Genomic DNA, 25,300 nt, shown 5'->3' with positions numbered 1-25,300 from the left:
TCCATTATTCCGATTTTGGTTATTTTGGTTCATAGGATTAAAGTTTCCATTATTCTGATTTTGGTTATTTTGGTTCATAGGATTAAAGTTTCCGTTATTCCGATTTTGGTTATTTTGGTTCATAGGATTAAAGTTTCCATTATTCCGATTTTGGTTATTTTGGTTCATAGGATTAAAGTTTCCGTTATTCCGGTTTTGGTTATTTTGGTTCATAGGATTAAAGTTTCCATTATTCCGATTTTGATTATTTTGATTCATAGGATTAAAGTTTTTGTTATTTTGATTTTCATTTTTTTCCATTTTTTTCTCCTTCTAATTTTTTATTTATTCTTTTGATAATATTAATTTAGCTAATTTTTTTCTTTTTTATATTGTCTTTCAGTTATAATTATATGATTTTTATCTTTTTTAAATTAATTTTTGATATTTTAATTTGTCTGTTGAATATTTTTTGCTTTATGAAGTGTAATTTATGTAATATTGAGTTTAAATTTAATTTTACTATAATATAATAATATCCAACTTTTTAGAAAAAGTCAATACTGAAAAAGAAAAAATTAAAATAAAATAAATAAGAATAGATATTGAAAATTTGTAAAAAATGTACTAAAATTATAGTGAAGATTTGACATTCAGAAAGGAGAAATAGGTGAAAACAATTTTAAGAAAAATATCATTATTAGCAATTACAGTTTTAACGGCAGCCACATTAAATGCTTCCAATATTACAGTAGGAAGTCGTAACAATGCAGCAAAAGTTAATAATCAGAAAGTAACAAAAAGCAGGGAGTTAAGAGGTGTATGGGTAGCTAGTGTAAGTAATATTGACTGGCCATCTAAAAAGGGTCTTAGTGTAGAGCAACAAAAAAGAGAATTTTTGACAATTCTTGACAACGTAAAAAAATGGAACATGAACGCAGTATTTGTACAAGTAAAACCAACAGGTGATGCTTTTTATCCCTCAAAATATTCACCTTGGTCTGAATATTTGACTGGAACTCAAGGGGCAAATCCTGGTTATGATCCATTAAAATTTATGGTGGAAGAAGCACATAAAAGAGGAATCGAATTTCACGCTTGGTTTAATCCATACAGACTTTCGACATCTGGATCAAGAGATAAATTATCAAAAGATAATATTGGTCGTAAAAAACCTGAATGGACAGTTTCTTATGGAGGACAGCTTTATTTAAATCCAGGGATTCCTGAAGTTGATGATTATGTTGTAGATAGTATAGTTGAAGTTGTAAAAAATTATGATGTTGACGGAGTTCATATGGATGACTATTTTTATCCATATAAAGTCAAAGGTCAAGAATATCCTGATTCAGCACAATATCAAAAATATGGTAAAAATTTTGCCTCAATTGGAGACTGGAGAAGAGATAACGTAAATAGATTAATTGAAAAATTACATAAAGCTATAAAAAAAGAAAATGAAAATGTGGAATTTGGAATAAGTCCATTTGGAGTATGGAGAAATGCTTCTACTGATCCATCAAGAGGTTCTGCTACAACTGCAGGTGTGCAAAATTATGATGATTTGTATGCAGATATTTTACTTTGGATGAATAAAGGATGGATAGATTATGTTGCACCACAAATTTACTGGAATCAAGGATTTAAAGCTGCTGAATATAATACACTTGTAAAATGGTGGAGTAAATATGCCGGACAAACAAATACAGATTTATATATTGGGCAAGCAGCTTATAAAGTAAACGACTGGAAAAATGCAAAAGAATTAATAAATCAAGTAAATTTCAACAGAAATTATCCAGAAGTAAAAGGAAGTATATTCTTTAGCTACAAGTCATTATTAACAAATCCTAAAAATGCTACAAATAGCTTAGCTCAAGGACCTTATGCTAATATTGAAAATCAATGATTTTTAAAAAAAAATAATTTGAAATTGAAATAAAAAAATTAGTAAAAATCAGTATCAAAAGAGTTTTAAAAACTTCAATGGTACTGGTTTTTATTTTATGTAAATTCAATTAAAATAAAAAAAAGTTTTTTTTAGAGTAAAGTAGCCATAATTTTTGAGTTCAGTTTTAAATTAGTTTTACTGTATAATCTATATTTTATTTTTTACTTTGTCTATATTTTTAAGTTTGCACTTTCTTAGGTTTTATAGTATAATAAATTATTGTGAAAAAAAAAATTAGATCGAGGTGATAATGTTTATGGTTAAGATTAATATGGATATGATCCAGACAATCGGATTGGCAGTTATTCTGCTTTTAATAGGAATGAAACTTAGAAAAAAAATTAGATTTTTTGAAAAATATTGTATTCCGTCTCCGGTTATTGGTGGATTTTTGTTTTCAATAATCGTTTTTATTTTTAGGCAGACGAATATAGCTCAAATTAAATTTGACGATACTCTTCAAAAGTTTTTTATGGTAATGTTTTTTACAAGCGTAGGATTTAATGCCAGTCTTAAAGTGTTGAAAAAAGGTGGAAAAAAAGTTGTTATCTTTTTATTTGTTGCAGCAGGGTTATGTGTTATGCAAAATTTTGTTGCGGTTATAGCTTCAAAATTTGTAGGGATTCCACCATTGCTTGCATTGATGACTGGGTCTACTCCAATGACTGGTGGACATGGTACTTCAGCAGCTGTTGCACCTACAATTGAAGCTCTTAGTCCGATATATAAAGGGGCAAATGCAATTGCAATTGCATCGGCAACTTTTGGACTTATTGTAGGATCTGCAATGGGAGGTCCTATTGCCAGCAGACTTATTACTAAACATAAATTATTGCCTGAACATTTTAAAAAAGATGGAGTAAATCATGCTGATGAAGATATTGATGAGGAAGTTTTAAAAAGACAAAAGCCTTACCTTGATGGAGAGCGTTTTTCAATGGCGTTTTTTTATATTTTAATTGCAATGGGAATAGGTTCTTATTTATCAATGTTTATTGATTATCTTATGAGTTTTACAAATTTTGAAGCACATTTTCCTATTTATATTGGACCAATGATTGTTGCAGCGATTATCCGGAATTTATCTGATAACGTAAAAGCTTTGAATGCACCAATTAAAGAAATAAGTATTCTTGAAGATGTAGCACTTAACTTATTTTTAGCAATGGCGCTAATGACTTTAAGATTATGGGAACTTATTGATTTGGCACTTCCAGTGTTTATTTTGTTAATACTGCAAGTTATATTAATGTATATATACTTGAATTTGGTAACATTTAAGGCAATGGGATCAGATTATGATGCGGCTGTAATGGTTTCTGGACATTGTGGATTTGGATTAGGTGCAACTCCAAATGGTATTTCAAATATGAAAGCTGTTACAGAAAAATATGTTTACTCAAAAATGGCATTTTTTGTAATTCCTATAGTTGGATCACTGTTTATTGATTTTGTCAATATCAGTATTATTACTGTATTTACACAGTTTTTTAAATAGAATTTAGTATAAAAAAAGAATAGCTTAGTTGTCAACGAGAACTATGTAAGTTATTTTTTTTTGTATGATAATAATTAAGAAAGAGAATTTCCTTTCAAAATTTAAGTTAATCTAAGTATGTGCTATAGTAAAACTTATTTAAAGCTAAACTAAAAAATAATGAATAGTTTACTAGAATACCAAGTTTAGATAATTTTTTAACAATTTAATTTCTAATGGATTTGAATATATTTAGAAAAAAAGTATAAGTGATTTAAATAATTTGTTATTTTTTTTAAAAAAATATGAGAAATATCCTATAAATAAAGGATTAAATTAAGTTATAATAAAATTTGCAAAAAAATTTTAATTGGAGTATAATAACGTTATGTAACAAAGTTTTTTAAATCTTTACTCAAAGTTGAGGGAAAGGAGGGAAATCCATGAAAAATAAAATTTTTAAGTTTTTAGGCTTCCTATTTCTTATGATGGTTATTGTAAATGTGATTTTATCAATTATATCGACATTATTGCCAGTAAAATTTGAGTCGCCAAGTTCGCTTGTAGAAGCACCGCACTATTTTAATTTTGTACTGGGAAGCTTTAAGTTCTCGCTTAGCCAGACAGTAGTTAATACATGGGTAATTATGCTTATAATAATGTTTATCGTAAGAGCGGGAACAAAGAATGCAAATGTTGAAAATCCAGGTAAAATGCAAATTGTGATGGAAGAATACTATCATTTCATTGAAAATACTTTCCTGACTACATTTGGAAAACATAAAAAATCTTATGTACCGTTTTTTTCGGCATTATTTGCATTTATAATGTTTTCAAATTTAAGCACATTCCTATTTCCATTTGTTATGATGGTAGTAAAGGAAGATGGAATCAGAACGGTAAAGCCATTTTTTAGAACGCCAACAGCAGATCCAAACACGACAATTGGACTGTCACTTGTGGTAATTATCATTTTTTTGGCGGTATCTATAAAGCAGAGGGGTCTTCGAGGGTATATAAAATCACTATTTGAGCCAATGTGGTTTATGTTTCCGTTAAATGTTGTAGATATTTTTTCAAAAGTTTTAAATACTTCAATGCGGTTATTTGGTAATATGCTTGCAGGACTTGTAATAGTGGGACTTTTGTATAGCCTTGTTGGTAGAGGACTGCTTCAGTTATTAACGCACGATATGTTAAAAGGAAGTTTTTCCTTTTCAGTTGGATGGCCTATGCTTATACAACTTTATTTGGATTTGTTTATCGGTATTGTGCAAGCGTTTGTATTTACGATACTTTCATCAGTTTATGTAAGTGAAGCATTGGGTGAAGAGGAATAAAAAATTATGGTTTTGTAATTCTTTTATATATTCAAAGTTAGTATTTTGTATAGATAAGAGCATTATGGAACTAAAGTTAGTTTAATAAATTAGCTTTAATAATAAAAAAATAAAATAATATTAGGAGGATTAAAGAATAATGGAAGGATTAGTTCAAGCAGCAGCTTTATTAGGGGCAGGAATAGCAGTAGTAGGAGGAATTGGAGCAGGATTAGGTCAAGGAATTGCGACTGGTTATGCAGTAGAAGCAGTTTCAAGACAGCCTGAAGCTAAACAAGATATTATGCAAACATTGATTACAGGACTTGCAATTACAGAGTCATCAGCAATTTATGCATTAGTAGTAGCTTTCTTGTTAATTTTCTTAAAAGGATAATAGAAAAGCAGAAAATATCAATTTTAGAGAAACAAAAATAAGATTAATATGTAAATCAAGTTAATTTCTCAAAGTTAAGGAGTAAATATGGGAGGAAAATTAATAAACATCGATTTCACGATGGCTATCCAAATAATAAACTTTATAGTATTAGTCTATTTTTTTTCACGAACTTTTGGAAAAAAAATTGGTAAAGTTCTGGAGGATAGAAAAAAAATGGCTTTATCTGAAATGGAAATTGTTGAAAATGAAAAAGAAAAACTAGAAGATCAGAAAAAGTCAATAGAAAAACTAAAAAAAGAATCTAAAAGACGTGCCAATGACATTTTAATAAAAGCTGAAAGAAAAGCTGATGACAGAAAAGATCAAATTATATCGCTAGCTATGAGTAATCGTGAAAGAATGATGATGAAAGCAGAAGCGGATATTGAAAAAATGCGTCAAAATGCTAAATTTGAACTTCAAAAGGAAGTTGGAGAAATGGCAGTTGAACTTGCAGAAAAAATTATCAAGGAAAATATTGATGAAAAGCAAGACGAGACTATAAACAAGTTTATTAATGAGATAGGAGATTAGAATGGCTAGTGATGAGATTGCAAAAAGATATGCATTGGCAATTTACAATATAGCAAAATCTTCTGACAACATAAATGAAGTTAGGGAAGTATTAAATATTCTTATGGAAAATTATAAAGAAGAGGAAGAATTTAGAAAAATTTTGGAAGATCCTCTAAAGAAAATTCCAGAAAAAGAAAGATTTTTAGAGAAATCTTTTGATCACGTATCTAGCGAGGCACTTGGAATAGTTAAATATATCGTGAAAAAGCAAAGATTATCACTAATTGAGGAAATAAAAGAATATTTTTTAAAACTATATTATGATGAAAATAACAAGCTTCCAGTATCTGCTATATTTGCAAAGGAGCTATCGGAAAACCAAAAGATTCTGTTAACACAGAAACTTGAAAAAAAATATAAGAAAAAAATCGTTCTTGACCTTAAAGTTGACAAAGAAATTATAGGTGGAGGAATCTTAAAAATTGGTAACGAGGTTATTGACGGTTCAATAAAAAATCAAATTGATGAAATAAAGAAAAATTTTTAGAAACGGAGGTGCTTTTCTTTGAGAATCAAGCCAGAAGAAATAAGTAAAATAATCCGAAGCGAAATTGAAAATTACAAAAGTTCATTGGATATTTCTAATACTGGAACAGTTTTGGAAGTGGGAGATGGAATTGCCAGAATTTACGGATTAAGTGATGCTATGGCAGGAGAACTTTTGGAGTTTGAAAATGGAACTATCGGAATGGCACTAAACTTGGAAGAAAGTAACATTGGAGCAGTAATTTTTGGTAAAACACAAGGAATAAAAGAAGGAAGCATAGTAAAAGGATTGGGAAAAGTAGCTGAAGTTCCAGCAGGAAATGAGCTGCTTGGAAGAGTTGTTGATGCACTTGGAAATCCTATTGATGGAAAAGGTTCAATAACAGCTGATAAATATATGCCAATTGAAAGACAGGCTTCAGGAATTATTGCCAGAAAACCTGTTACACAGCCTATGCAAACTGGAATTAAAGCGATAGATGGAATGTTCCCGATAGGAAAAGGACAAAGAGAATTAATAATCGGAGATAGACAAACTGGTAAAACAGCAATTGCAATTGATGCGATTATAAATCAAAAAAATAATGATGTTTTGTGTATTTATGTAGCAATTGGGCAAAAGAGATCGACTGTTGCACAAATTTATAAAAAATTGGAGGAAGCAGGTGCATTGGAATATACAACTATTGTTGCGGCAACTGCTTCAGAATCAGCACCACTTCAATATTTAGCACCATATTCAGGGGTTGCTATGGGTGAATATTTTATGGATCAGGGAAAAGATGTATTGATAGTTTATGATGACTTATCAAAGCATGCCGTTTCATATCGTGAAATGTCATTATTATTGAAACGTCCACCAGGAAGGGAAGCATATCCAGGAGACGTATTCTATCTTCACTCAAGACTTCTTGAAAGAGCGGCAAAATTAAGTGATAAATTAGGTGGAGGTTCGATTACAGCGCTTCCAATTGTAGAAACACAGGCTGGAGATATTTCAGCATATATTCCAACAAATGTTATTTCAATAACAGATGGACAAATATTCTTGGAAACAGATCTGTTTAATTCTGGATTTAGACCAGCGATAAATGCAGGAGTTTCAGTATCACGGGTTGGAGGAGCGGCACAAGTTAAGGCTATGAAGCAAGTTGCTTCAAAAGTAAAACTGGAACTTGCGCAATACAATGAATTGCTGGCATTTACACAATTTGGATCAGATTTGGATAAAGCTACTAGAGATCAGCTTAATCGTGGATCTAAAATTATGGAAGTACTAAAACAGCCTCAATATAGTCCATATAAAGTCGAAGAACAAGTAATTTCATTTTATTGCGTAACAAATGGATATTTTGATGATGTTCCAAATGAAAAATTGAGAACATTTGAAAAAGATTTGATAGGAGCATTCAAAAATGATTCAAATATTTTAGATGAAATTTTGGAGAAAAAATCGCTAAATGATGACTTGAAGAATAAACTTGACGAATTTATAATTAACTATAAAAAAGAATATGTCTGGTAAAGCAGGTGAAAATATATGGCAGCAAATATGAAAGAAATAAAAGAACGTATTGACAGCGTAAAAAATACCAGTCAAATTACAAATGCAATGAATATAGTATCTTCTACTAAGTTTAAGAGATTTCAAGTTCTTACTTTAAAGTCAAGAAATTATGCACGTGCTGTGGAAGAAGCTTTTGACAATCTTGTTGCGAGTCTAAAAGGAAATAAATTTGTAATTTTTGATGGAAAGCCTGAAGTTAAAAGGGTTGGAATTATTGTGATGACGTCGGATAGAGGACTTTGCGGAAGTTTTAACTCAAATACTTTTAGAAGGCTTGAAAGCATGAAGAAGGAATTCCAAAAGGAAGGCAAGGATGTTTCAGTTATAACAATTGGAAGAAAGGCTAAAGAATATTGTAAAAATCGGGATATTAACGTGGATAGCGAATATACACAGATGATTCCTGAGACAATGTTTGAAACTGGGAAAAAAATTAGTGAAGATGTTGTGCAGTTTTACTTAAATGATTTTTATGATGAAGTTTATATGATTTATTCAAAATTTGTATCGGCAGTTGAGTATAATATTCAAGTGGAAAAATTGCTTCCAATTGAGAAAAAGGAAGGATTGCCGACAAAGGAATATGTATTTGAGCCATCAGAGGAAGAAGTATTAAATTCATTTGTGCCACAAGTGCTGAATATAAAACTGTATCAATCGTTGCTTGAAAATTCGGCAAGTGAACATTCGGCCAGAATGTCAGCGATGAAGCAGGCTAATGACAATGCTTCTGAAATGATAAGAAACTTGGAAGTACAGTATAATCGTGAAAGACAAGGAAAAATAACACAGGAACTGACAGAAATAATAAGTGGTTCATTAGGTGTACAGTAATTTTTAAATTAATAGAAATATTAACAAAATTAAAAGAGCAAAATTTTAAGAAGGAGGTTAGACTTAACCGATGAATAAAGGTAAATTAGTTCAAGTAATTGGACCGGTTATTGATGTAAAATTTGAAAAAGAATTGCCGGATATTTACAATGCACTTGAAGTATATAATGAAAATGGCGAAAAGCTAGTAGCTGAAGTTCATGCACATAACGGAAATAACGTCGTAAGAGCAGTTGCAATGTCTGGAACTGAAGGATTGAGACGTGGGCTAGAAGTTATAGATACTGGTAAGCCAATTCAAGTTCCTGTTGGAAGACCTACACTTGGAAGAATCTTCAATGTACTTGGAGAGACAGTTGATGATGGCAAGGAACTTGATGCAGAAGTTTTGAGGGAATCAATCCATAAGGATGCACCTTCATTTGAACAACAAGGAACTGATTCAGAAATATTGGAAACAGGAATAAAAGTGGTAGATTTATTAGCTCCATACTTAAAAGGTGGAAAAATTGGACTGTTCGGAGGAGCAGGAGTTGGAAAGACAGTATTAATTCAAGAATTAATTAATAATATTGCAAAAGGTCATGGAGGACTTTCTGTATTTGCAGGAGTTGGAGAACGTACACGTGAAGGACGTGACTTGTATAATGAAATGACTGAAAGTGGAGTTATTGATAAGACAGCCTTAGTGTATGGACAAATGAATGAACCACCTGGTGCAAGATTAAGAGTTGGACTTACAGCACTTACAATGGCAGAATATTTTAGAGATAAAGAAGGGCAAAACGTACTTTTATTTATTGATAATATATTTAGATTTACTCAAGCAGGTTCAGAAGTGTCTGCACTTCTTGGAAGAATGCCATCAGCTGTAGGATATCAACCAAACTTGGCAACTGAAATGGGAGCTTTGCAGGAAAGAATAACATCGACAAGTACAGGTTCGATTACATCAGTTCAGGCTGTATATGTACCAGCAGATGACTTGACAGATCCGGCTCCAGCAACAACATTTGCCCATTTGGATGCAACTACAGTATTATCAAGACAAATTGCATCACTTGGAATTTATCCAGCAGTAGATCCGCTTGATTCAACTTCAAGAATCCTAGAACCGGAAATTGTTGGAAATGAACATTATAAAATTGCAAGGGAAACTCAAAAAGTATTGCAAAGATATAAAGAATTACAAGATATTATAGCAATTTTGGGAATGGATGAACTGGATGAAAATGATAAATTGACAGTAAACCGTGCCAGAAAAATTCAAAGATTCTTCTCGCAACCGTTCTCTGTGGCAGAACAATTTACAGGAATGAAAGGAAAATATGTTCCATTAAGAGAAACAATACGTGGATTTAAAGAAATTCTGGAAGGACTTCATGATGATTTGCCAGAACAAGCATTCCTATATGTTGGAACGATTGACGATGCAGTTGCAAAAGCAAGAGAATTGATGAGTGAATAATTAATTTTAAAAATTATATTAAAGAAAGCAGGGATTTTTTATTCCCTGTTTTCCAATAAAAATTTTTTAACAAAAAGATAGCAAGAAGTCGTAGGATTTATATAAATGGGAGCAGTCCACATTTGTAAAAATCGATGGAAGGAGGCTTTATGGCGGCAGAATTTATTTTGGAAGCAGTAACTCCAGAAAGACTTGTTTTTGAAAAGCCTGTCGAATTTGTAAAATTACGTACAGAAAGTGGAGATATTGGAATACTTGCAAAACATATTAATTATATAACACCTATTGGTGCGGGTGAGATGCTTGTTCGTGAAAAAGATAAAGAAGATGTTACATATTATCTAGAAGGTGGATTTTTAGAAGTTAGACAGGACAAAGTTGTTATTTTGGGAGTAAATATAGTTGAGGCAACTAAAGCTGAAGCAGAGAGAATGGCAAGAGAAGTAGCTATCGAAAAAGCTAAAAATCAAAAAGTGAAAGAAGATCGAGATATTTTAGGAACAAAAAAACGTATTCAAAGTAATTTAAGTAAAAAATAAATTTTAAAAATTTAAAAAATGTGTTATAATTAATATGAATAATAGTTAAATAATATTGTAAAGGTGGAATGGGAATGGAGCAAGTTAAAAAAAATAGAAAAAGAACACATTATAGAAATTACGTGAACGAAAAATTAATTGGAAACAAAAAAAAGAAATTTAAAAAATTAGAAAAATTAATTTCATTTGAAATTATTGAAAAAGAAATCATTGAAAGAATTTTAGTAAAATATTTTTTAATGAAAAAAAGTCGAACATTTTATAGAAATTTTAGAAATAAAAAGCTATTAGGAATCTTAGGAAAAAAATATAGAAGAATTTTGAGTAACTTGGATTTTGATTATGAAAAAATTTCTCCAGATCAAATAAGACGTAGATACATAGAAACTGAAATTAACCGTTCAAAATATGCAAAAGGTGTTGAATTTGATGGAAAATCCAACCAAAATGATATTTACTTCGATAAGGCTCCATTGCCAGCAGCATATTTTGTAGATGAAATTGTGTTAATGCCAAAAAATCCTACAACATTATATATGTACTGGGAAATTCGTGATGACACATATGAAAGATTAGCATCAAACAATGGAGTTATTGACAATATAGTTATAAAACTTTATAAAGATGGACATGAATACAGAAAAATTATAAGACACGAAAGAATAGGTTCACATTATATTACTGAAATTGACGCAAATCAAAATTACGAAGTATTTATCGGATATGAAGATCAGTACGGAAACTTTTCGGAAGTAGCTCATTCAGTAGAAGCTATTGCACCAAATGATAAAGTTTCTGACAATATTGATTTATTATGGGGAACTGTGAGATATGATGAAAATACAAATCAACTTATAAAATACATAAATACACCAGTTTCAACACCAGAAGGAAGGGAACTTTTAGGAGTGCCTGCTGATCTTGATTTAGATGAAAATGATGAATTTATAATTGAAGTTGTGGAAAGATTAACAAAAGTAGGAGCTTCAGAATCATTAATTGAAAGAAAAGTGATAAAAGGTAAATTGCCTCATCTTAAACTTGATATGAGTGGTTCAAGAAGTAGTTAAAATATTTTTAAAATGAAAAGGAAGGGATAAAATGGCTATTTTAAACATGTTACATGCTTGTTTACGTGTAGAAAATTTGGAAGCATCTATTGAATTTTATGAAAAGGCATTTGGATTTAAAGAAGATCGCCGTATGGATTATCCAGAACATAAATTTACTATTGTTTATTTGGCTCTTCCAGGTGAACATTTTGAAATTGAATTAACTTACAATTATGGTCACGGACCATATACAATTGGTGATGGTTTTTCACATCTTGCAATTGCTTCGGATGATTTGGAAGGAGATAATGAAAAACATAAGGCACTTGGATATGAAACAACTGATATTAAGGGATTGCCTGGAAAACCAGGACATTATTATTTTGTAACAGATCCAGATGGTTATCGTATGGAAGTAATTCGTGCAAAATAAAAAATATTAAGTAATAGTAATTGTGATAAAACAATATAAAAAGGCCGAGGTTTTCGGTCTTTTATAATAATGCTAAAAAGTTGAACTTGAAATATAAGGAGATTGTTAGATGAAGATAGTAGTTTATGGTGCTGGAGTTATGGCACAATATGTGAAAGAATCTGTAATAAATTCTGGAAATGAATTTGTTGGATTTGTTGATCCGCTTGGAAATGGAGATTTTAAAAATTTGAAGGAAAATAATGTGGATTTTGATGCAATTATAGACTTTTCACATTTTAGCCTTCTGGAAGATGTGCTGGAAGCAGGAATTAATAAAAAAGTTCCAGTATTAATCGCTACAACTGGACATTCTGAATCTCAAATAAAGGAAATTGAGGAAGCATCAAAAAAAATACCAATAATTAAAGCAACAAATACTTCGGTTGGAGTAAATATTGTCAATGAAATTGTATCTTTTGCAACAAAATTGTTAAAAGATTTTGATATTGAAATAGTTGAAAAACATCACAATAGAAAAATTGATGCTCCAAGCGGTACGGCAAATACTTTGTTAAAAATTGTGAAAGAAAACTTGGATGACAATGGAAAAGATTACAGAACAGTTTATGGAAGAGAAGGGCATAGTAAACGTGCTGAAAAAGAAATAGGAGTTCATGCTATTCGTGGCGGAAACATTGTGGGAGAACATACTGTGATTTATGCTAAAAATGACGAAATAATTGAGATAAAGCATGAAGCATTGTCAAGAAAAATGTTTTCAGATGGTGCAGTTAGAGCTGCAGAATTTCTTTTTGGAAAAAAGGCAGGGCTTTATACCATGAAGGATGTATTGGGATTATAGGAATAAGAAAATATTATTAAACAAAATAGCATCTGATAATCATGGAAGAATTAGAGATAAAACATGTTACTAAAATTTTTACTATCGCTAAATATAAGAAAAAATGGAAAAATCAGAGAAATTATGCTATACTATAACAAAGCACTTTAGAGCCAAATTTATTAAATACATATAAATGTGACAAAAAGAGCTAGGAGTATCAATATTTAGATATAAGAACCATAAGAGGGGGGCAGCTTAATAAATTTAGTTGCCTATTAAGGCTATGCTACCCAAAAATTTTGCACATAAAAAGCAAAAGGTTCAGATCAAAGAGATTCGAATATATAAAATTAGGAGGAAACTTATTATGAAAAAAAGTATTTTAGTATTATTTGCAATTTCTATGACAATGTTTGCAGCTGGAGAAAATAAAAATGTTCACGAAAAAACAGCAAAACTTCAAAAGGATTCTTATTGTAATGTTCCAAAAGAACATAGTGAATTTAAAAAAGTAGACGGTAAGAATTATTCTAGAGTAGATGTAAACTTTGAAAAATGTGTATTTGATGGTGAAACTTATGAAAATGTAAAAGTTGGAGTGTTAGTTCAAGATACTAAAAAAGCTGAGAAATATTTGAAAAAATATAAATATATGCATTTGAAGGCAGGTAAAGACTTAGTTTATAATTCAGATGACAACAGTTATTATTATACTGGTTCTTGGGCATTTAATAACGATAAGACATATCCAACAGTATTTAACGGAAAATAATAAAAGTATCTTGAAAGTGTGTAAGTGCATTTGAAATAATAGTGAGAAGGAGAGGAATGTATGATTAGAAAAATATCATTGTTAATGCTGTCAATTTTAGTGGTAATGATGGCAGGTGTGATATCATACAGTAAGGAATATAAGATGAAAGTAAAAATTATAACTGAAAAAGGTGATATAAATATAAATTTATTGCCTGAAAAATCACCTGTAACAGTAGCAAATTTTGTAAATTTAGCTAAAAAGGGATATTATGATGGATTAAAATTTCATAGAGTAATTGATAACTTTATGGCTCAAGGTGGAGATCCTACTGGAACTGGTACTGGAGGACCTGGATATCAGTTTGAAGATGAAGTTGATAATGGACTAAATTTTTCAAAAGCAGGGAAATTAGCTATGGCAAATGCAGGGCCTGGAACAAACGGAAGTCAATTTTTTATTACAACTGTTCCAACAGAATGGCTAAATGGGCATCATACAATTTTTGGAGAAGTTGAGTCAGATAATGATTTAAAAGTCGTAAAAAAATTATCAAATGGAGATATAATGAAAAAAGTTGTAGTTGAAGGAGATGTTGATGCATTTCTAAAAACTCAAAAAAATAGAGTTGATAATTGGAATAAAACATTAAAGAAAAATTTTCCAAACAAATTTTAAAAGTTAAGAAAGGATAAAAAAGTATGGCAAAAGAAAAAGTAGTTTTAGCTTATTCAGGCGGACTTGATACATCAATTATCATACCTTGGCTAAAAGAACATTATGATTTGGACGTAATTGCATGTTGCGTTGATGTAGGGCAAGATGATGATATGGAAGCAGTAAAAGTAAAAGCTATTGAGTCAGGAGCTTCAAAAGTTTATGTGGAAGATAAAAAAGAAGAATTTGTGAGAGATTATGCATTTCGTGCATTAAGAGCAGGAGCAGTTTATGAAAACAAATATCTTTTAGGGACTTCGGTTGCAAGACCATTAATTTCTAAGGCATTGGTAGATGTGGCCCATAAAGAAGGAGCGGCATATATTTGCCATGGATGTACTGGAAAAGGAAATGACCAAGTTAGATTTGAAACAGGAGTATTTTCATTAGATCCTTCACTAAAAATAATTGCACCTTGGAGAATTTGGGATATTTCTTCAAGAGAAGATGCAATTGATTATGCACAAAAAAAAGGTATAAAAATAAGTGTAACAAAAGAAAAAATTTATTCGAGAGATCAAAATTTATGGCATATTTCACATGAAGGTGGAGATATTGAAAATCTTGAAAATGAACATAAGGAAGATATTGTCTATATGATGACAACTCCACCCGAAAAAGCACCAGACAAACCAACTTATGTTGATATTACATTTGAACAAGGTTGGCCTGTAAAAGTTGATGGAAAAGCTTTAGAACCTGTAGAATTATTAAGAAAATTAAATAAAATTGCTGGAGAAAACGGTGTTGGTGTAATTGATATTGTAGAAAATAGATTAGTTGGAATGAAGTCAAGAGGGGTTTATGAAACACCAGGTGGAACAGTATTAATGGAAGCATTAAAAGAACTGGAAACTTTAATTTTTGACAAAGATACTTTTGAATTTAAAAAATTAGTATCACAAAAATATGCAAGTATCGCATATTCAGGACAATGGTTTACACCACTTCGGGAAGGGCTTGATGCATTTGTAGATGAAACTTCTAAAAATGTAACTGGTACAATAAGATTAAAATTATATAAGGGAAGCATAAAAATTGCTGGAAGATTTACTGATTTTGCATTGTATGATGAAGAAATTTCTTCATTTGGTGCAAGTGAATTGTATAGTCATAAAGATGCAGAAGGATTTATAAAATTATTCTCACTTCCAAATAGAATTAGATCTTACAAAAAACATAAATAAATTTTAGTTAAGAATTCCTGAAATTAAACAATTTTGGGAGTTCTTTTTTTGTACTTTTTTATTTATCAAAAAATCCAACTTATTTTTTTATAATTAAAATAGAATTTTGCTATAACTAAAATTTATTACAAACAAAAACTAAAAAATATAGTTTAAAAATTTACAAAATGGATTTTTTGTAGTACAATATAGAAGAATTGATAGTACAAATGTAAGTGATATTATAGTAAAATTGATTTAAAGGTGAACTCAAAAGTTATGGCTATTTTGCTCAATCCCTAAGTTCATATAACTTTTAATAGTTTAATTTTGAATGAGCTTGGGTATATTTTCTATTTAAATAGTAGATTTGTTTTGAAATAAATAAAAAAATAGCTATAAAAGTAAAAAGTTTTACAAATTAAATAACAAAGCATTTGTGTGACTAGAAATTAAAAATCCTTGTTTTAAAATTAAATAAATATGAGGGAAATAAAAAATATTGTATTAATGGGATTTTATAAATTTTTAAAAATAATAAAAAATACTTTAAATTGGGAGGATTTATGAGAATAAAAGATTTGTTTGAGAAAAAGGAGCATTTGATTTCTTTTGAGATTTTTCCGCCAAATAAAAATTTTTCTGAAGAGAGATTAAAGGATGTAACGGCTGAATTAGTACAATACAAGCCTGATTTTATAAGCGTTACGTATGGTGCTGGAGGGAAGACCAAAGGTGGGACTATTGAAATGGCTTCACATATTAAAAATAATCTAAAGACGGAAGTATTGGCTCATTTAACTTGTGTTGGAAGTAAAAAAAGTGAAATTAACGATTATTTGAAAGAAGCAAAGAAATATAATATAGAAAATATTTTGGCACTTCGTGGAGATGTTCCGCAAGGGGAAACAGAAGATATTTATAATAGAGGAGATTATAAATATGCTTCAGAGTTAATTAGCGATTTGAGAAAAAACAGTGAGTTTAATGATTTTTCAATTGGTGGTGCATTTTATCCTGAAACTCATTATGAAAATAATGATTTAGTTGATTTATTTCATTTGAAAAATAAAGTTGAGGCTGGTACTGACTTTTTAGCTTCACAAATGTTCTTTGACAATGATGTTTTTTTTAAATTTAAGGAACAAGTTGAAAAATTGGATATAAAAGTTCCGTTAATTGCAGGAATTATGCCAGTTACAAATGCAAAACAAATAAAAAGAATTGTTGAGCTTTCAAAATGTTCTGTACCTGAAAAATTAGATAAGTTGCTGGAAAAATATGGAGATAATCCAGAATCTATGAAAAAAGCGGGAATAATGTATGCAAGTGAACAAATTATAGAATTACTGGCTTATGGAATTAGAGGTATTCATATTTATACGATGAATAAGTCTGAAATTGCTAAAGAAATTATGAAAAATATTGAATTTGCAAGATGAGTTTAATAAAAAATTTATCAAACATAACAAGTAAGATGCAAAATAGGAGGTAAGGTTATGTCTATAAAAAAAGTTTTAACAATTGCAGGATCTGATACAAGCGGAGGAGCTGGAATACAAGCAGATTTGAAGACTTTTCAAGAAAGAGGAGTTTATGGGATGAATGCCCTTACAGTTATTGTTACAATGGACCCACGAAATAGATGGGCACATAAGGTTTTTCCAGTTGAAGTGGATGTTATTAAAGAGCAAATTGATACTGTTATAAATGGAATTGGAGTAGATGCATTAAAAACTGGAATGCTTCCAACAGTAGAAATTATTGAATGTGTGGGTTCTGTTTTAAAGGATTTAAAAAATCCAATTGTTATTGATCCTGTCATGGTTTGTAAAGTAACTAGCGGATCAACTGAAAATCTTTTTCCAGAAAATGTAGATGCAATGAAAAAGTGTTTGCTGCCTTATGCAACTGTTGTTACTCCAAATCTATTTGAAGCAGCGCAGTTAGCTGGAATGGAAAAAATAGATACAATTGAAGAAGCAAAGAAAGCAGCTAAAAAAATATACGATTTAGGTGCTAAAAATGTTGTAATCAAAGGAAGAAAGTTTTTTGCAGGAGATAAATCTGTAGATATTTTATACGATGGAAATAATTTTGAATTTTTTGAATCTGAAAAAATAGATACAGAATGGAATCATGGGGCAGGATGTACATTTTCAGCTTCAATAACTGCGGAAATTGCCAAAGGAGCAACAGTATCTCAAGCAGTTGCCACAACTAAAAAATTAATAGCCGAAGCCTTAAAGCAATCTTTTAAATTAAATGATTATACTGGACCATTAAACCATAAGGCATTTGCATTAAAATAATATTTTGAAGTATAAAAAACTAAAGGATAAAAATAATTTGGAGAAAATTTATTGTAATCTAATTTTACAGTTTGTTTTCTCTTTTTTTATTTTAGTATATTTTTATTTTAAAATTTTAAAGATATTCTTGTAATACTATTTTTTATTTAAACAGAGAGCTGACTCAAGATCACTTGTTAGTATTTTTAAATGAGACTTAGCATAAGAAGTTTATTTTTGATAATTTTTTCAAAATATAGTATAATGTAAAAGTAAATCAAATATTGAATAAAATTAGGAAATAATATAATTTTTTATGAAATAAAAAAACAAAAAATTATAAAAGTAAAGGTTATAAAAATTAAGGATTTTTATCGAAAAATAATAGAATCTGTGTTAATTGAAGTTTTAAATGATGATTGATAAAAATTGATAAGGAGGAAGAATGATTTATTTAGATAATTCTGCTAGCACAAAGCCGTATAAAGAAGTTATAGATGTGCTAGTTCAGACAATGGAGGAAAATTATGCAAATCCTGATGCAATTCATGATTTTTCTCATAAAATTCTTTTAAAAGTAAAAAAAGCTAGAAAAATTGTGGCTGATTATCTAAAGGTGGAAGCTGACAGAATTTTCTTCACGGCAGGTGGTGGAGATGGGAATAATCTTTTGCTGCAGGGAATTATTAATGCAAATTCTCGTACCAAAAAACATTTGATTACTACAAAAATTGAGCATCCATCTGTTTATGAAGTATTTAGACATTATGAAAATGCTGGTTTTGAAGTTGATTATCTGGATGTTGACAAGGATGGATTTATAAATTTGCAGCAATTGGAGAATATGATTCGCAAAGATACAATGCTAGTTTCTGTGGGTGCTGTAAATAGTGAAACAGGGGCAATTCAGGATTTGGAGAAAATTTCTAAGATTATTCGGGATAAAAATAGAGATACGTATTTTCATACTGATTTTGTGCAAGGATTTGGATGTACAAATATAAAATTTGATAAAATCCCTGTGGATGCGATAACGGTAAGCGGGCATAAAATTCATGCACCAAAGGGAATCGGGGCAATTTATGTAAACAAACGTGTTAAGATTACTAATGTAGTTTTTGGGTCAAATGCGGAAAATGGAATTGTAATGAGAACGATGCCGACAGAATTGATTCTAGCATTTGCAAAGGCTGTGGAAATTTTGGAAAAAGAAGATAAAAAGGAAATGGAACATTCTCAAAAAATAAAAAAAATGCTTGCAGATAAAATATGTGAAGAAATTACCGATGTTAAGTTAAATTCTTTGCTTGATTTGCAAAAATCAAGTCCAAAAGTTCTGAATATATCTTTTAGAGGGACAAAGGGCGAAGTGCTGACACATTTTTTAGGAATGTATCAAATTTATGTTTCCACAGGTTCAGCTTGTTCTTCTAAAAAAGGGAATAGCAGAATACTGGAAGTTATGGGGCTTAATCAGTCGGAACTGGATGGAGCGATAAGATTTAGTTTTTCAAGTGAAAATACAGAAGAGCAAATTGATGAAGTTGTAAAAAGACTGAAGGAAAGTGTAGAAAGAATTAGGAAAATGAAGTAAAATTTATAAAATATAGGAAGGGAAAAAATGAACAATTATACTGACAAAAATTTATTGAATGCGGTGGGGCTTTCTTATGGAGAGCTATCATTAAAAGGGAAAAATAGAGGACAATTTGAAAAAAAATTACGAAATAAAATTAACAAGGTGCTAAAAGGATTTGATTACCAATTATTTGATGACTTGTCAAAATTATATGTTTTAATAAATCCTGAAAACTTAGAGGAAATAACGGATAAATTAAAAAAAGTTTTTGGAATAGTTGGGCTTAATCAGTCAGCAAAAGTTGAAAGAAATGATGAATTTATTAAGGAAAAGGTGCTGGAATTTGCAAATTATGCTTATGAACAAGGTGCTAGGACATTTAAAATAAAAGTTAATAGAAGTAACAAGGGATTTGAGAAGAAGTCTATGGATTATGCACGTGAATTGGGAGCTTATGTACTTGTAAACAGTCCTTTTGAAAAGGTTAAGATGAAGGATCCTGATATTATGATAAATGTTGATATTAGAAAAAATGTTTATATTTATACAGATAGAATAAAAACTTATGGCGGGCTTCCACTTGGATCGACTGGAAAAGGGCTTGTGCTTTTATCTGGAGGAATAGATAGTCCCGTTGCTTCTTTTATGATGGCAAAAAGAGGAATGCGTCTGAATTTCGTAACATTTCATAGTTTTCCGTTTACAAGTCAGCAGGCTCTTGAAAAAGTAAAGGAACTGACAAATATTTTGTCGCTTTATGTTGGAAAAACAAGACTTTATTCATTAAATATATTGAAAATTCAGGAAGCGATAAATACAAAGACAAAAAAAGATCTAGCTACAATTTTGACAAGACGTGCTATGATGCGTCTAGCTGAAAGAATATCAAATACTATGCAATATCAGGCTTTAATTACAGGAGAAAGCCTTGGACAAGTCGCTTCTCAAACAATGGGAGGTCTTACTTGTACAAATGCTTCAGTAGAAAAACTGCCAGTATTTAGACCACTTATCGGGATGGATAAAACAGAAATAATAGAAATTGCAAAGGAAATAGAAACTTATGAAAAGTCTATTGAACCTTATGAGGATTCCTGTGTAATTTTTGCACCAAAGCATCCAGTTACAAATCCTAAATTAGAAGATGTTCTAGCTGAAGAAGCAAAAATTGAAAATTATGATGAAATTATGGATGAAATTTTTGAAGAGAAGGAATATTTTAATTTTGGATAGGAGTAAATTTTAAAAAATAATAATGGAGAAAATTATGAAAGAAAAAAAAGATTTAAAAAAACAGAAAAAGGAAATAGAGAAATCTAAACTAGGATTTAAAAGAAAAATAGATGAAATAAAAAAGATAATTTATTTAATTTATAGAAATTATCGAGATGGTGAAACTCAAATACTTGCTATTTCTCTGACTTATTATTCACTTCTCGCAATTTTTCCCGTGGTTGCCCTTGTACTGGGAATTACAAAAGGTTTTGGATTAGATAAGATATTTATACAAAAGTTTTTTGAACTATGGCCTGGAAATAATAGTTTTCTAAAATTAATTGTTGACATAGCTCAAAGACTGCTTTTATCAACTGAAAGTAGCATATTGACTGGAGTAGGGATTGTGATTTTGATTTATTCTGCAGTAAAAGTTCTTATAATGCTTGAAAACTCATTTAATAAAATCTGGAAAATAAATAAAAAAAGATCACTTACAAGAAGAATAGTTGACTATGTTGCAATTATATTTTTAGGACCAATATTTTTTGTTCTACTATCAGCCCTAAATTCATTTGTAATTGAACAAGTATCAAAAAATTCTCCTAATAATGCTATTTTAATAAATTTATTTATTGGATTTTTGGGCCCTGCAACATACATTCTCTTATTTAGTTATTTATTTTATATTATTCCAAATACCAATGTGAAAATAAAACCAGCAGTTTTTGCAGGAGTTGTAACAACGGCACTTACTTTTGGATGGAAATTACTATTTTTGCTGTTACAGTCTTCAATTACCAAGTATAATATAATTTATGGAAGTCTTGCATTAATACCGATTTTTCTAATTTGGGTACAATATGTCTGGGTAACGATTTTACTTGGTGCTCAAATAGCTTTTTCAATACAGACTTCAGATGAGTTTTTGTATAATGAAAAAATTGAAATGCCGATAAAAATAAAAAGAGAAGCAGGAATATTGATTTTATCATTAATTATCAAAAATTTTATAGAAAAAAAGGAAGCCTTTACATATCAAAAATTGACTGATAGACTTGGAATGGAAGTATTTTTTGTAAAAGAAGTGCTTTCTGATCTAGAGAAAATGGGATTTATAAATGAAGTGTTTTATGATAAAAACTCTGATAGCCAATATCAAGTTGCCTACAGTCCTGAAACTATAACAATTAGAGAGTTTATGCGAAAATTTGATACTAAGAATATTGAACATTACGAAAATATTTTTGATAATCTAAATGAAGAAGATGAAAAATTGCTTGAAAAAATAAGAGAAAAACTGGCAATGAAAAAAATTGAAAATTCTGAAAATGAAAACATAAATAGAATTGAAAGTGAAAATGAACCTCAAAAACAACCACAATCATCTTCAGAAACAGAGCATACTGAAAATTCTGTACGTTCTGTAAAGCCAAGAAAATCAGAAGAATTAACAATAGATTTTCAAATTTCAAAAGAACCAAAACAGCAGGATAAAAATTTTCAATTAAAAAATTCACAAGAAAAAATAAAAGAAGAAAAAAAAGATGAAGACGAAACTGAAGAAAAGCCAGATACATTAAAAATGGAAGATCCTGAAAAAGATAAAAAAAAGGTTAGATATGAAGATGGAACTTGGAAATTTTTCTAGGATTAAAATTTTCAATTTATTTTTATTAAAAATATTTGCATAATTTTTATAGGAAGGAGAATGTAAAATGATGTTGTTAATACTGGCAATAATTATAAATATTTTTATAACGGCTATAATAATTATTTTTTTAAATAAAAAAAACAATGAAAATTTGGAAAAGATAATATTAAATCAGATTAATGAAAATAATCTACAAAATTTTGAAGAAAGTAAAAGAAAATTTGATGAAATTGAAAAGTCAATAAATTTAGGTACAAAAAATAGTTTGCTTGAAGGAACAAACAGTATTGGAATACTTTTGTCAGAAAATAATGAAAAACTTCTTTTAAGATTTAATGAATTGGGGCAAAATATAAATGGAACGATAAATACAAACAACCAGCTTTTATCTAAAAATCATACAGAAAGTAGTCGACTTTTGACTGAAAGTATGAATAATGCTATTCAAAAGCTGTCAACGGGATTAAATGAGAATAATACAATATTGACTGGAGTTATGAATGAAAATAATAATAGGCTTACAAAAAATATAAATGAATTTAAGGATGTTCTTAATAAAAATATAAACGAGAATTTTGAAAAACTAAATCAAAAGGTGGAGAATAGACTTGATTTGATGAATACAAAAGTAGAAGAACGTTTGTCAAAAGGTTTTGAAGAAACGACAAAAACTTTTGGAAATGTTTTGGAGCGACTTAGTAAAATTGATGAGGCACAGAAAAAAATTGAAGCATTGTCAAGCAACGTTGTTTCGCTTCAAGATGTTCTTACTGACAAAAAAAGCCGGGGTATATTTGGAGAAGTTCAGCTTTATCAAATTTTGGCATCAGTTTTTGGAGAAAAAAACGACAAACTTTATCAAAAGCAATATAAACTTTCAAATGGAACAATAGTCGACTCAATTATTTTTACACCCGAACCATTAGGAAATATCGCAGTTGATTCAAAATTTCCACTAGAAAATTACAGAAAAATGTACAATAACGAATTATCACGAATTGAACGGGAAAATGCAAGAAAAGATTTTTCAAATAATCTAAAAAAACATATAGATGCAATTTCTTCAAAATATATAATAAAAAATGAAACAAGTGAACAGGCAGTACTATTTTTACCTGCTGAAGCAATTTTTGCTGAAATAAATGCCTATCACACTGACATAATAGAATACGCCTACAAAAAAAATGTAAGAATAGCTTCGCCTACGACGTTAATATCAGTATTAACTGTAATTCAAGTTATAATGACAAATTTAGAACGTGATAAATATGCAAGTGTTATTCAACAGGAACTTGAAAAATTAAATGCAGAATTTACAAGATACCAAACCCGTTGGAGCAGTCTTCAAAAAGATATTGAAAAAGTCTCAAAAGATGTAAAAGATATTACAACAACCTCAAATAAAATAAGTAAACGTTTTACAGCAATTTCAAACGTCAAATTTGATAAAAATCCGCAAAATATATTTGAAACTGTACAAAATAAAATTACTGAAAATTAAATTAAGTAAAATATTTGTTTTATCAAAATAATAAAAAATTCTAAATTAAAAAATTGCAATAATTAAAATTTATAAACTTTTAAATAAAAAATAACAGATGATTATAAAAATAAAAGTGATCAAAATAAATAACAGCAATATTTATAATCTCAAAAATTTAAGATTTCTTGTCAAATATTGAAAAAAGTAATAGTTAAAAATTCAAGAATGCTGTGTTTATTGAAATTTTATAATTTAAAAAATGGCTAAAAAAACAGAAAAAGGAGAAAATTTAAGATGTTAAAAAATGGAATAATATTCGGGAAATTTTATCCACTTCACATTGGGCACGTTGATTTTATACAGCAAGCAAGCGGTTTTGTGGAAAACTTATATGTTATTGTCTGTAGTGATAATGATAGAGATAAAAAACTTTTTGAAGAGTCAAGAATGAAAAAAATGCCGACTATAAAAGATCGCCTTAGGTTTGTGGAAAAAACTTTTAAACATCAAAAGAACATAAAGATTATACATTTGGCAGAAGATGGAATTCCATTTTACCCAAATGGATGGAAGTTATGGAGTGAAAGAGTACAGGAAACATTATTAAAAAATAATATAAAAATAGATGTAATTTTCACAAATGAAACTCAAGATGTAGAAAATTACAAAAATAATTTTTTAACATTGCCAAATTTTGAAAATACATTTAATAAAGATTTAAAAATTAAAATAATAGATATAAATAGAAATAATTTTCATATAAGTGCAACAGAAATAAGGAAAAATCCCTATAAAAACTGGTTTTTTATTCCTAAATATGTAAGAGAATTTTTTGTGTTAAAAGTTGCAATAATAGGCTCGCAACATTCAGGAAAGACTAACTTAACCCATAAATTATCAAATTATTACAATACAACTTATGTAAAAGACTATAAAAAAGAATACATAAAAGAGGAGTTGCAAAATAATGTAGATAATCTTCAATATGATGATTATAGCAATATAGCTTATGAACATAATAGAAGAATAATAGATTCTATAAAAAATGCAGAAAAATTAAGTTTTATCGATTCAGATTTTTATTCTTTACAATCTTTTTCAATTCTTGAAACAGGCAAAAAGCATCCTGTAGTAGAAGATTTTTTAAAACATACAAGTTTCGATGTGCTGATATATATAAAAAATATTTCAAATAAAATTCAAGATTTTAAATATGATAAGATATTACAAAAATTATTAAAGGAAAATAATCAAAAATATATTGAGTTATTTCATAAAACAAATAAAAGCCTTACAGAAAATTATGTAAAAAGTATTCAAATAATAAATAATTATTTAGAAAGTTAAGAAAATCAAAAAAACAATAAAATATATTTAAAAATTTTTTTAACCTATTTTTCTAGATAAAATCAGCATTACAGTCAATTATGCAACACGCCACTAAAAAAAAATCAAAAAAGTAGTTGACAAATAAAATCATTTATGATAATATATA

Annotated in this window: 24 protein-coding genes; 23 read left to right on the top strand and 1 reads right to left on the bottom strand. The window is 29.2% G+C overall.

The annotated features are described in order from the left end of the window. A partial coding sequence (locus ACO409_RS05840) for a hypothetical protein (protein ID WP_485555687.1) occupies nt 1-300 on the bottom strand: 300 nt, incomplete at its 3' end. Nucleotides 301-649: 349 nt separating this feature from the next. Here ACO409_RS05840 and ACO409_RS05835 point away from each other — a divergent pair. The 23 genes from ACO409_RS05835 to nadR all read left to right on the top strand — a co-directional run bounded on the left by ACO409_RS05835 (nt 650) and on the right by nadR (nt 25,152). Further along, nucleotides 650-1,888, top strand: a complete 1,239-nt coding sequence (locus ACO409_RS05835) for a glycoside hydrolase family 10-like protein (protein ID WP_485555685.1) — start codon at nt 650-652, stop codon at nt 1,886-1,888. A 298-nt stretch (nt 1,889-2,186) separates the two neighbouring features. Next, nucleotides 2,187-3,428, top strand: a complete 1,242-nt coding sequence (gene gltS / locus ACO409_RS05830) for a sodium/glutamate symporter (protein WP_485555683.1) — start codon at nt 2,187-2,189, stop codon at nt 3,426-3,428. Between the two features lie 422 nt (nt 3,429-3,850). Then, nucleotides 3,851-4,747 (top strand): F0F1 ATP synthase subunit A, encoded by an 897-nt coding sequence (atpB, locus tag ACO409_RS05825; RefSeq protein ID WP_485555681.1) that lies wholly within the window; start codon nt 3,851-3,853, stop codon nt 4,745-4,747. 139 nt (nt 4,748-4,886) lie between these two features. Next, nucleotides 4,887-5,123 carry an ATP synthase F0 subunit C gene (atpE, locus tag ACO409_RS05820; RefSeq protein WP_485555679.1) on the top strand — a complete coding sequence of 79 codons (237 nt, stop codon included), beginning with the start codon at nt 4,887-4,889 and terminating at the stop codon, nt 5,121-5,123. A gap of 87 nt (nt 5,124-5,210) precedes the next feature. Next, complete coding sequence (atpF, locus tag ACO409_RS05815; RefSeq protein ID WP_485555677.1) at nt 5,211-5,699, top strand: F0F1 ATP synthase subunit B; 489 nt, start codon at nt 5,211-5,213, stop codon at nt 5,697-5,699. A 1-nt stretch (nt 5,700) separates the two neighbouring features. Next, nucleotides 5,701-6,228, top strand: a complete 528-nt coding sequence (atpH, locus tag ACO409_RS05810) for an ATP synthase F1 subunit delta (RefSeq protein WP_485555675.1) — start codon at nt 5,701-5,703, stop codon at nt 6,226-6,228. 18 nt (nt 6,229-6,246) lie between these two features. Continuing rightward, on the top strand, nt 6,247-7,752 hold the full coding sequence (gene atpA, locus ACO409_RS05805; RefSeq protein ID WP_485555673.1) for a F0F1 ATP synthase subunit alpha: 1,506 nt from the start codon (nt 6,247-6,249) through the stop codon (nt 7,750-7,752). A gap of 15 nt (nt 7,753-7,767) precedes the next feature. Further along, the gene (atpG, locus tag ACO409_RS05800; protein ID WP_485555671.1) at nt 7,768-8,628 is read left to right on the top strand and encodes an ATP synthase F1 subunit gamma; all 861 of its coding nucleotides are present in this window, start codon (nt 7,768-7,770) and stop codon (nt 8,626-8,628) included. Nucleotides 8,629-8,698: 70 nt separating this feature from the next. Beyond that, nucleotides 8,699-10,096: a F0F1 ATP synthase subunit beta gene (gene atpD, locus ACO409_RS05795; RefSeq protein WP_485555669.1), complete on the top strand. Its 1,398-nt coding sequence runs from the start codon at nt 8,699-8,701 to the stop codon at nt 10,094-10,096. A gap of 149 nt (nt 10,097-10,245) precedes the next feature. Beyond that, the gene (atpC, locus tag ACO409_RS05790) at nt 10,246-10,635 is read left to right on the top strand and encodes an ATP synthase F1 subunit epsilon (RefSeq protein WP_485555667.1); all 390 of its coding nucleotides are present in this window, start codon (nt 10,246-10,248) and stop codon (nt 10,633-10,635) included. A gap of 74 nt (nt 10,636-10,709) precedes the next feature. Next, a complete protein-coding gene (locus ACO409_RS05785) occupies nt 10,710-11,705 on the top strand; it encodes a DUF4912 domain-containing protein (protein ID WP_485555665.1) in 996 nt (331 codons plus the stop codon). Between the two features lie 31 nt (nt 11,706-11,736). Continuing rightward, on the top strand, nt 11,737-12,120 hold the full coding sequence (gene gloA / locus ACO409_RS05780; RefSeq protein ID WP_060917743.1) for a lactoylglutathione lyase: 384 nt from the start codon (nt 11,737-11,739) through the stop codon (nt 12,118-12,120). A gap of 109 nt (nt 12,121-12,229) precedes the next feature. After that, on the top strand, nt 12,230-12,964 hold the full coding sequence (dapB, locus tag ACO409_RS05775; RefSeq protein ID WP_485555663.1) for a 4-hydroxy-tetrahydrodipicolinate reductase: 735 nt from the start codon (nt 12,230-12,232) through the stop codon (nt 12,962-12,964). Nucleotides 12,965-13,313: 349 nt separating this feature from the next. Then, nucleotides 13,314-13,718 (top strand): MarR family transcriptional regulator, encoded by a 405-nt coding sequence (locus tag ACO409_RS05770; RefSeq protein ID WP_485555661.1) that lies wholly within the window; start codon nt 13,314-13,316, stop codon nt 13,716-13,718. Nucleotides 13,719-13,778: 60 nt separating this feature from the next. Continuing rightward, complete coding sequence (locus ACO409_RS05765; protein ID WP_485555659.1) at nt 13,779-14,378, top strand: peptidylprolyl isomerase; 600 nt, start codon at nt 13,779-13,781, stop codon at nt 14,376-14,378. 23 nt (nt 14,379-14,401) lie between these two features. Then, nucleotides 14,402-15,604: an argininosuccinate synthase gene (locus tag ACO409_RS05760; protein ID WP_485555657.1), complete on the top strand. Its 1,203-nt coding sequence runs from the start codon at nt 14,402-14,404 to the stop codon at nt 15,602-15,604. A gap of 545 nt (nt 15,605-16,149) precedes the next feature. Beyond that, complete coding sequence (metF, locus tag ACO409_RS05755; RefSeq protein WP_485555655.1) at nt 16,150-17,025, top strand: methylenetetrahydrofolate reductase [NAD(P)H]; 876 nt, start codon at nt 16,150-16,152, stop codon at nt 17,023-17,025. Nucleotides 17,026-17,082: 57 nt separating this feature from the next. Beyond that, on the top strand, nt 17,083-17,895 hold the full coding sequence (gene pdxK, locus ACO409_RS05750; RefSeq protein WP_485555653.1) for a pyridoxine/pyridoxal/pyridoxamine kinase: 813 nt from the start codon (nt 17,083-17,085) through the stop codon (nt 17,893-17,895). A gap of 424 nt (nt 17,896-18,319) precedes the next feature. After that, complete coding sequence (locus tag ACO409_RS05745; protein ID WP_485555651.1) at nt 18,320-19,468, top strand: cysteine desulfurase family protein; 1,149 nt, start codon at nt 18,320-18,322, stop codon at nt 19,466-19,468. 27 nt (nt 19,469-19,495) lie between these two features. Next, nucleotides 19,496-20,686: a tRNA uracil 4-sulfurtransferase ThiI gene (gene thiI, locus ACO409_RS05740; protein WP_485555649.1), complete on the top strand. Its 1,191-nt coding sequence runs from the start codon at nt 19,496-19,498 to the stop codon at nt 20,684-20,686. A gap of 34 nt (nt 20,687-20,720) precedes the next feature. Then, entirely contained in the window at nt 20,721-22,319 is a 1,599-nt protein-coding gene (locus ACO409_RS05735) for a YihY/virulence factor BrkB family protein (RefSeq protein ID WP_485555648.1), read from the top strand. 67 nt (nt 22,320-22,386) lie between these two features. Further along, on the top strand, nt 22,387-23,823 hold the full coding sequence (locus ACO409_RS05730; protein WP_485555646.1) for a DNA recombination protein RmuC: 1,437 nt from the start codon (nt 22,387-22,389) through the stop codon (nt 23,821-23,823). A gap of 276 nt (nt 23,824-24,099) precedes the next feature. Further along, nucleotides 24,100-25,152, top strand: coding sequence for a multifunctional transcriptional regulator/nicotinamide-nucleotide adenylyltransferase/ribosylnicotinamide kinase NadR (gene nadR / locus ACO409_RS05725; protein WP_485555644.1), 1,053 nt, complete (start codon nt 24,100-24,102; stop codon nt 25,150-25,152). Nucleotides 25,153-25,300: the final 148 nt, after the last annotated feature.

It is taken from the genome of Leptotrichia sp. (assembly GCF_057270615.1).
This window is presented reverse-complemented; position numbering and strand designations above follow the sequence as displayed.

Excerpts from the sequence above, each read along its gene's own strand:
- nadR (WP_485555644.1), top strand. The coding sequence starts at position 24,100 with ATGTTAAAAAATGGAATAATATTCGGGAAATTTTATCCACTTCACATT.
- pdxK (WP_485555653.1), top strand. The coding sequence starts at position 17,083 with ATGTCTATAAAAAAAGTTTTAACAATTGCAGGATCTGATACAAGCGGA.
- atpB (WP_485555681.1), top strand. The coding sequence starts at position 3,851 with ATGAAAAATAAAATTTTTAAGTTTTTAGGCTTCCTATTTCTTATGATG.
- ACO409_RS05760 (WP_485555657.1), top strand. The coding sequence starts at position 14,402 with ATGGCAAAAGAAAAAGTAGTTTTAGCTTATTCAGGCGGACTTGATACA.
- thiI (WP_485555649.1), top strand. The coding sequence starts at position 19,496 with ATGAACAATTATACTGACAAAAATTTATTGAATGCGGTGGGGCTTTCT.
- atpD (WP_485555669.1), top strand. The coding sequence starts at position 8,699 with ATGAATAAAGGTAAATTAGTTCAAGTAATTGGACCGGTTATTGATGTA.
- ACO409_RS05730 (WP_485555646.1), top strand. The coding sequence starts at position 22,387 with ATGATGTTGTTAATACTGGCAATAATTATAAATATTTTTATAACGGCT.
- gloA (WP_060917743.1), top strand. The coding sequence starts at position 11,737 with ATGGCTATTTTAAACATGTTACATGCTTGTTTACGTGTAGAAAATTTG.
- metF (WP_485555655.1), top strand. The coding sequence starts at position 16,150 with ATGAGAATAAAAGATTTGTTTGAGAAAAAGGAGCATTTGATTTCTTTT.
- atpF (WP_485555677.1), top strand. The coding sequence starts at position 5,211 with ATGGGAGGAAAATTAATAAACATCGATTTCACGATGGCTATCCAAATA.
- atpC (WP_485555667.1), top strand. The coding sequence starts at position 10,246 with ATGGCGGCAGAATTTATTTTGGAAGCAGTAACTCCAGAAAGACTTGTT.
- dapB (WP_485555663.1), top strand. The coding sequence starts at position 12,230 with ATGAAGATAGTAGTTTATGGTGCTGGAGTTATGGCACAATATGTGAAA.
- atpH (WP_485555675.1), top strand. The coding sequence starts at position 5,701 with ATGGCTAGTGATGAGATTGCAAAAAGATATGCATTGGCAATTTACAAT.
- ACO409_RS05765 (WP_485555659.1), top strand. The coding sequence starts at position 13,779 with ATGATTAGAAAAATATCATTGTTAATGCTGTCAATTTTAGTGGTAATG.
- ACO409_RS05770 (WP_485555661.1), top strand. The coding sequence starts at position 13,314 with ATGAAAAAAAGTATTTTAGTATTATTTGCAATTTCTATGACAATGTTT.
- gltS (WP_485555683.1), top strand. The coding sequence starts at position 2,187 with ATGGTTAAGATTAATATGGATATGATCCAGACAATCGGATTGGCAGTT.
- ACO409_RS05735 (WP_485555648.1), top strand. The coding sequence starts at position 20,721 with ATGAAAGAAAAAAAAGATTTAAAAAAACAGAAAAAGGAAATAGAGAAA.
- ACO409_RS05745 (WP_485555651.1), top strand. The coding sequence starts at position 18,320 with ATGATTTATTTAGATAATTCTGCTAGCACAAAGCCGTATAAAGAAGTT.
- atpG (WP_485555671.1), top strand. The coding sequence starts at position 7,768 with ATGGCAGCAAATATGAAAGAAATAAAAGAACGTATTGACAGCGTAAAA.
- ACO409_RS05785 (WP_485555665.1), top strand. The coding sequence starts at position 10,710 with ATGGAGCAAGTTAAAAAAAATAGAAAAAGAACACATTATAGAAATTAC.
- atpE (WP_485555679.1), top strand. The coding sequence starts at position 4,887 with ATGGAAGGATTAGTTCAAGCAGCAGCTTTATTAGGGGCAGGAATAGCA.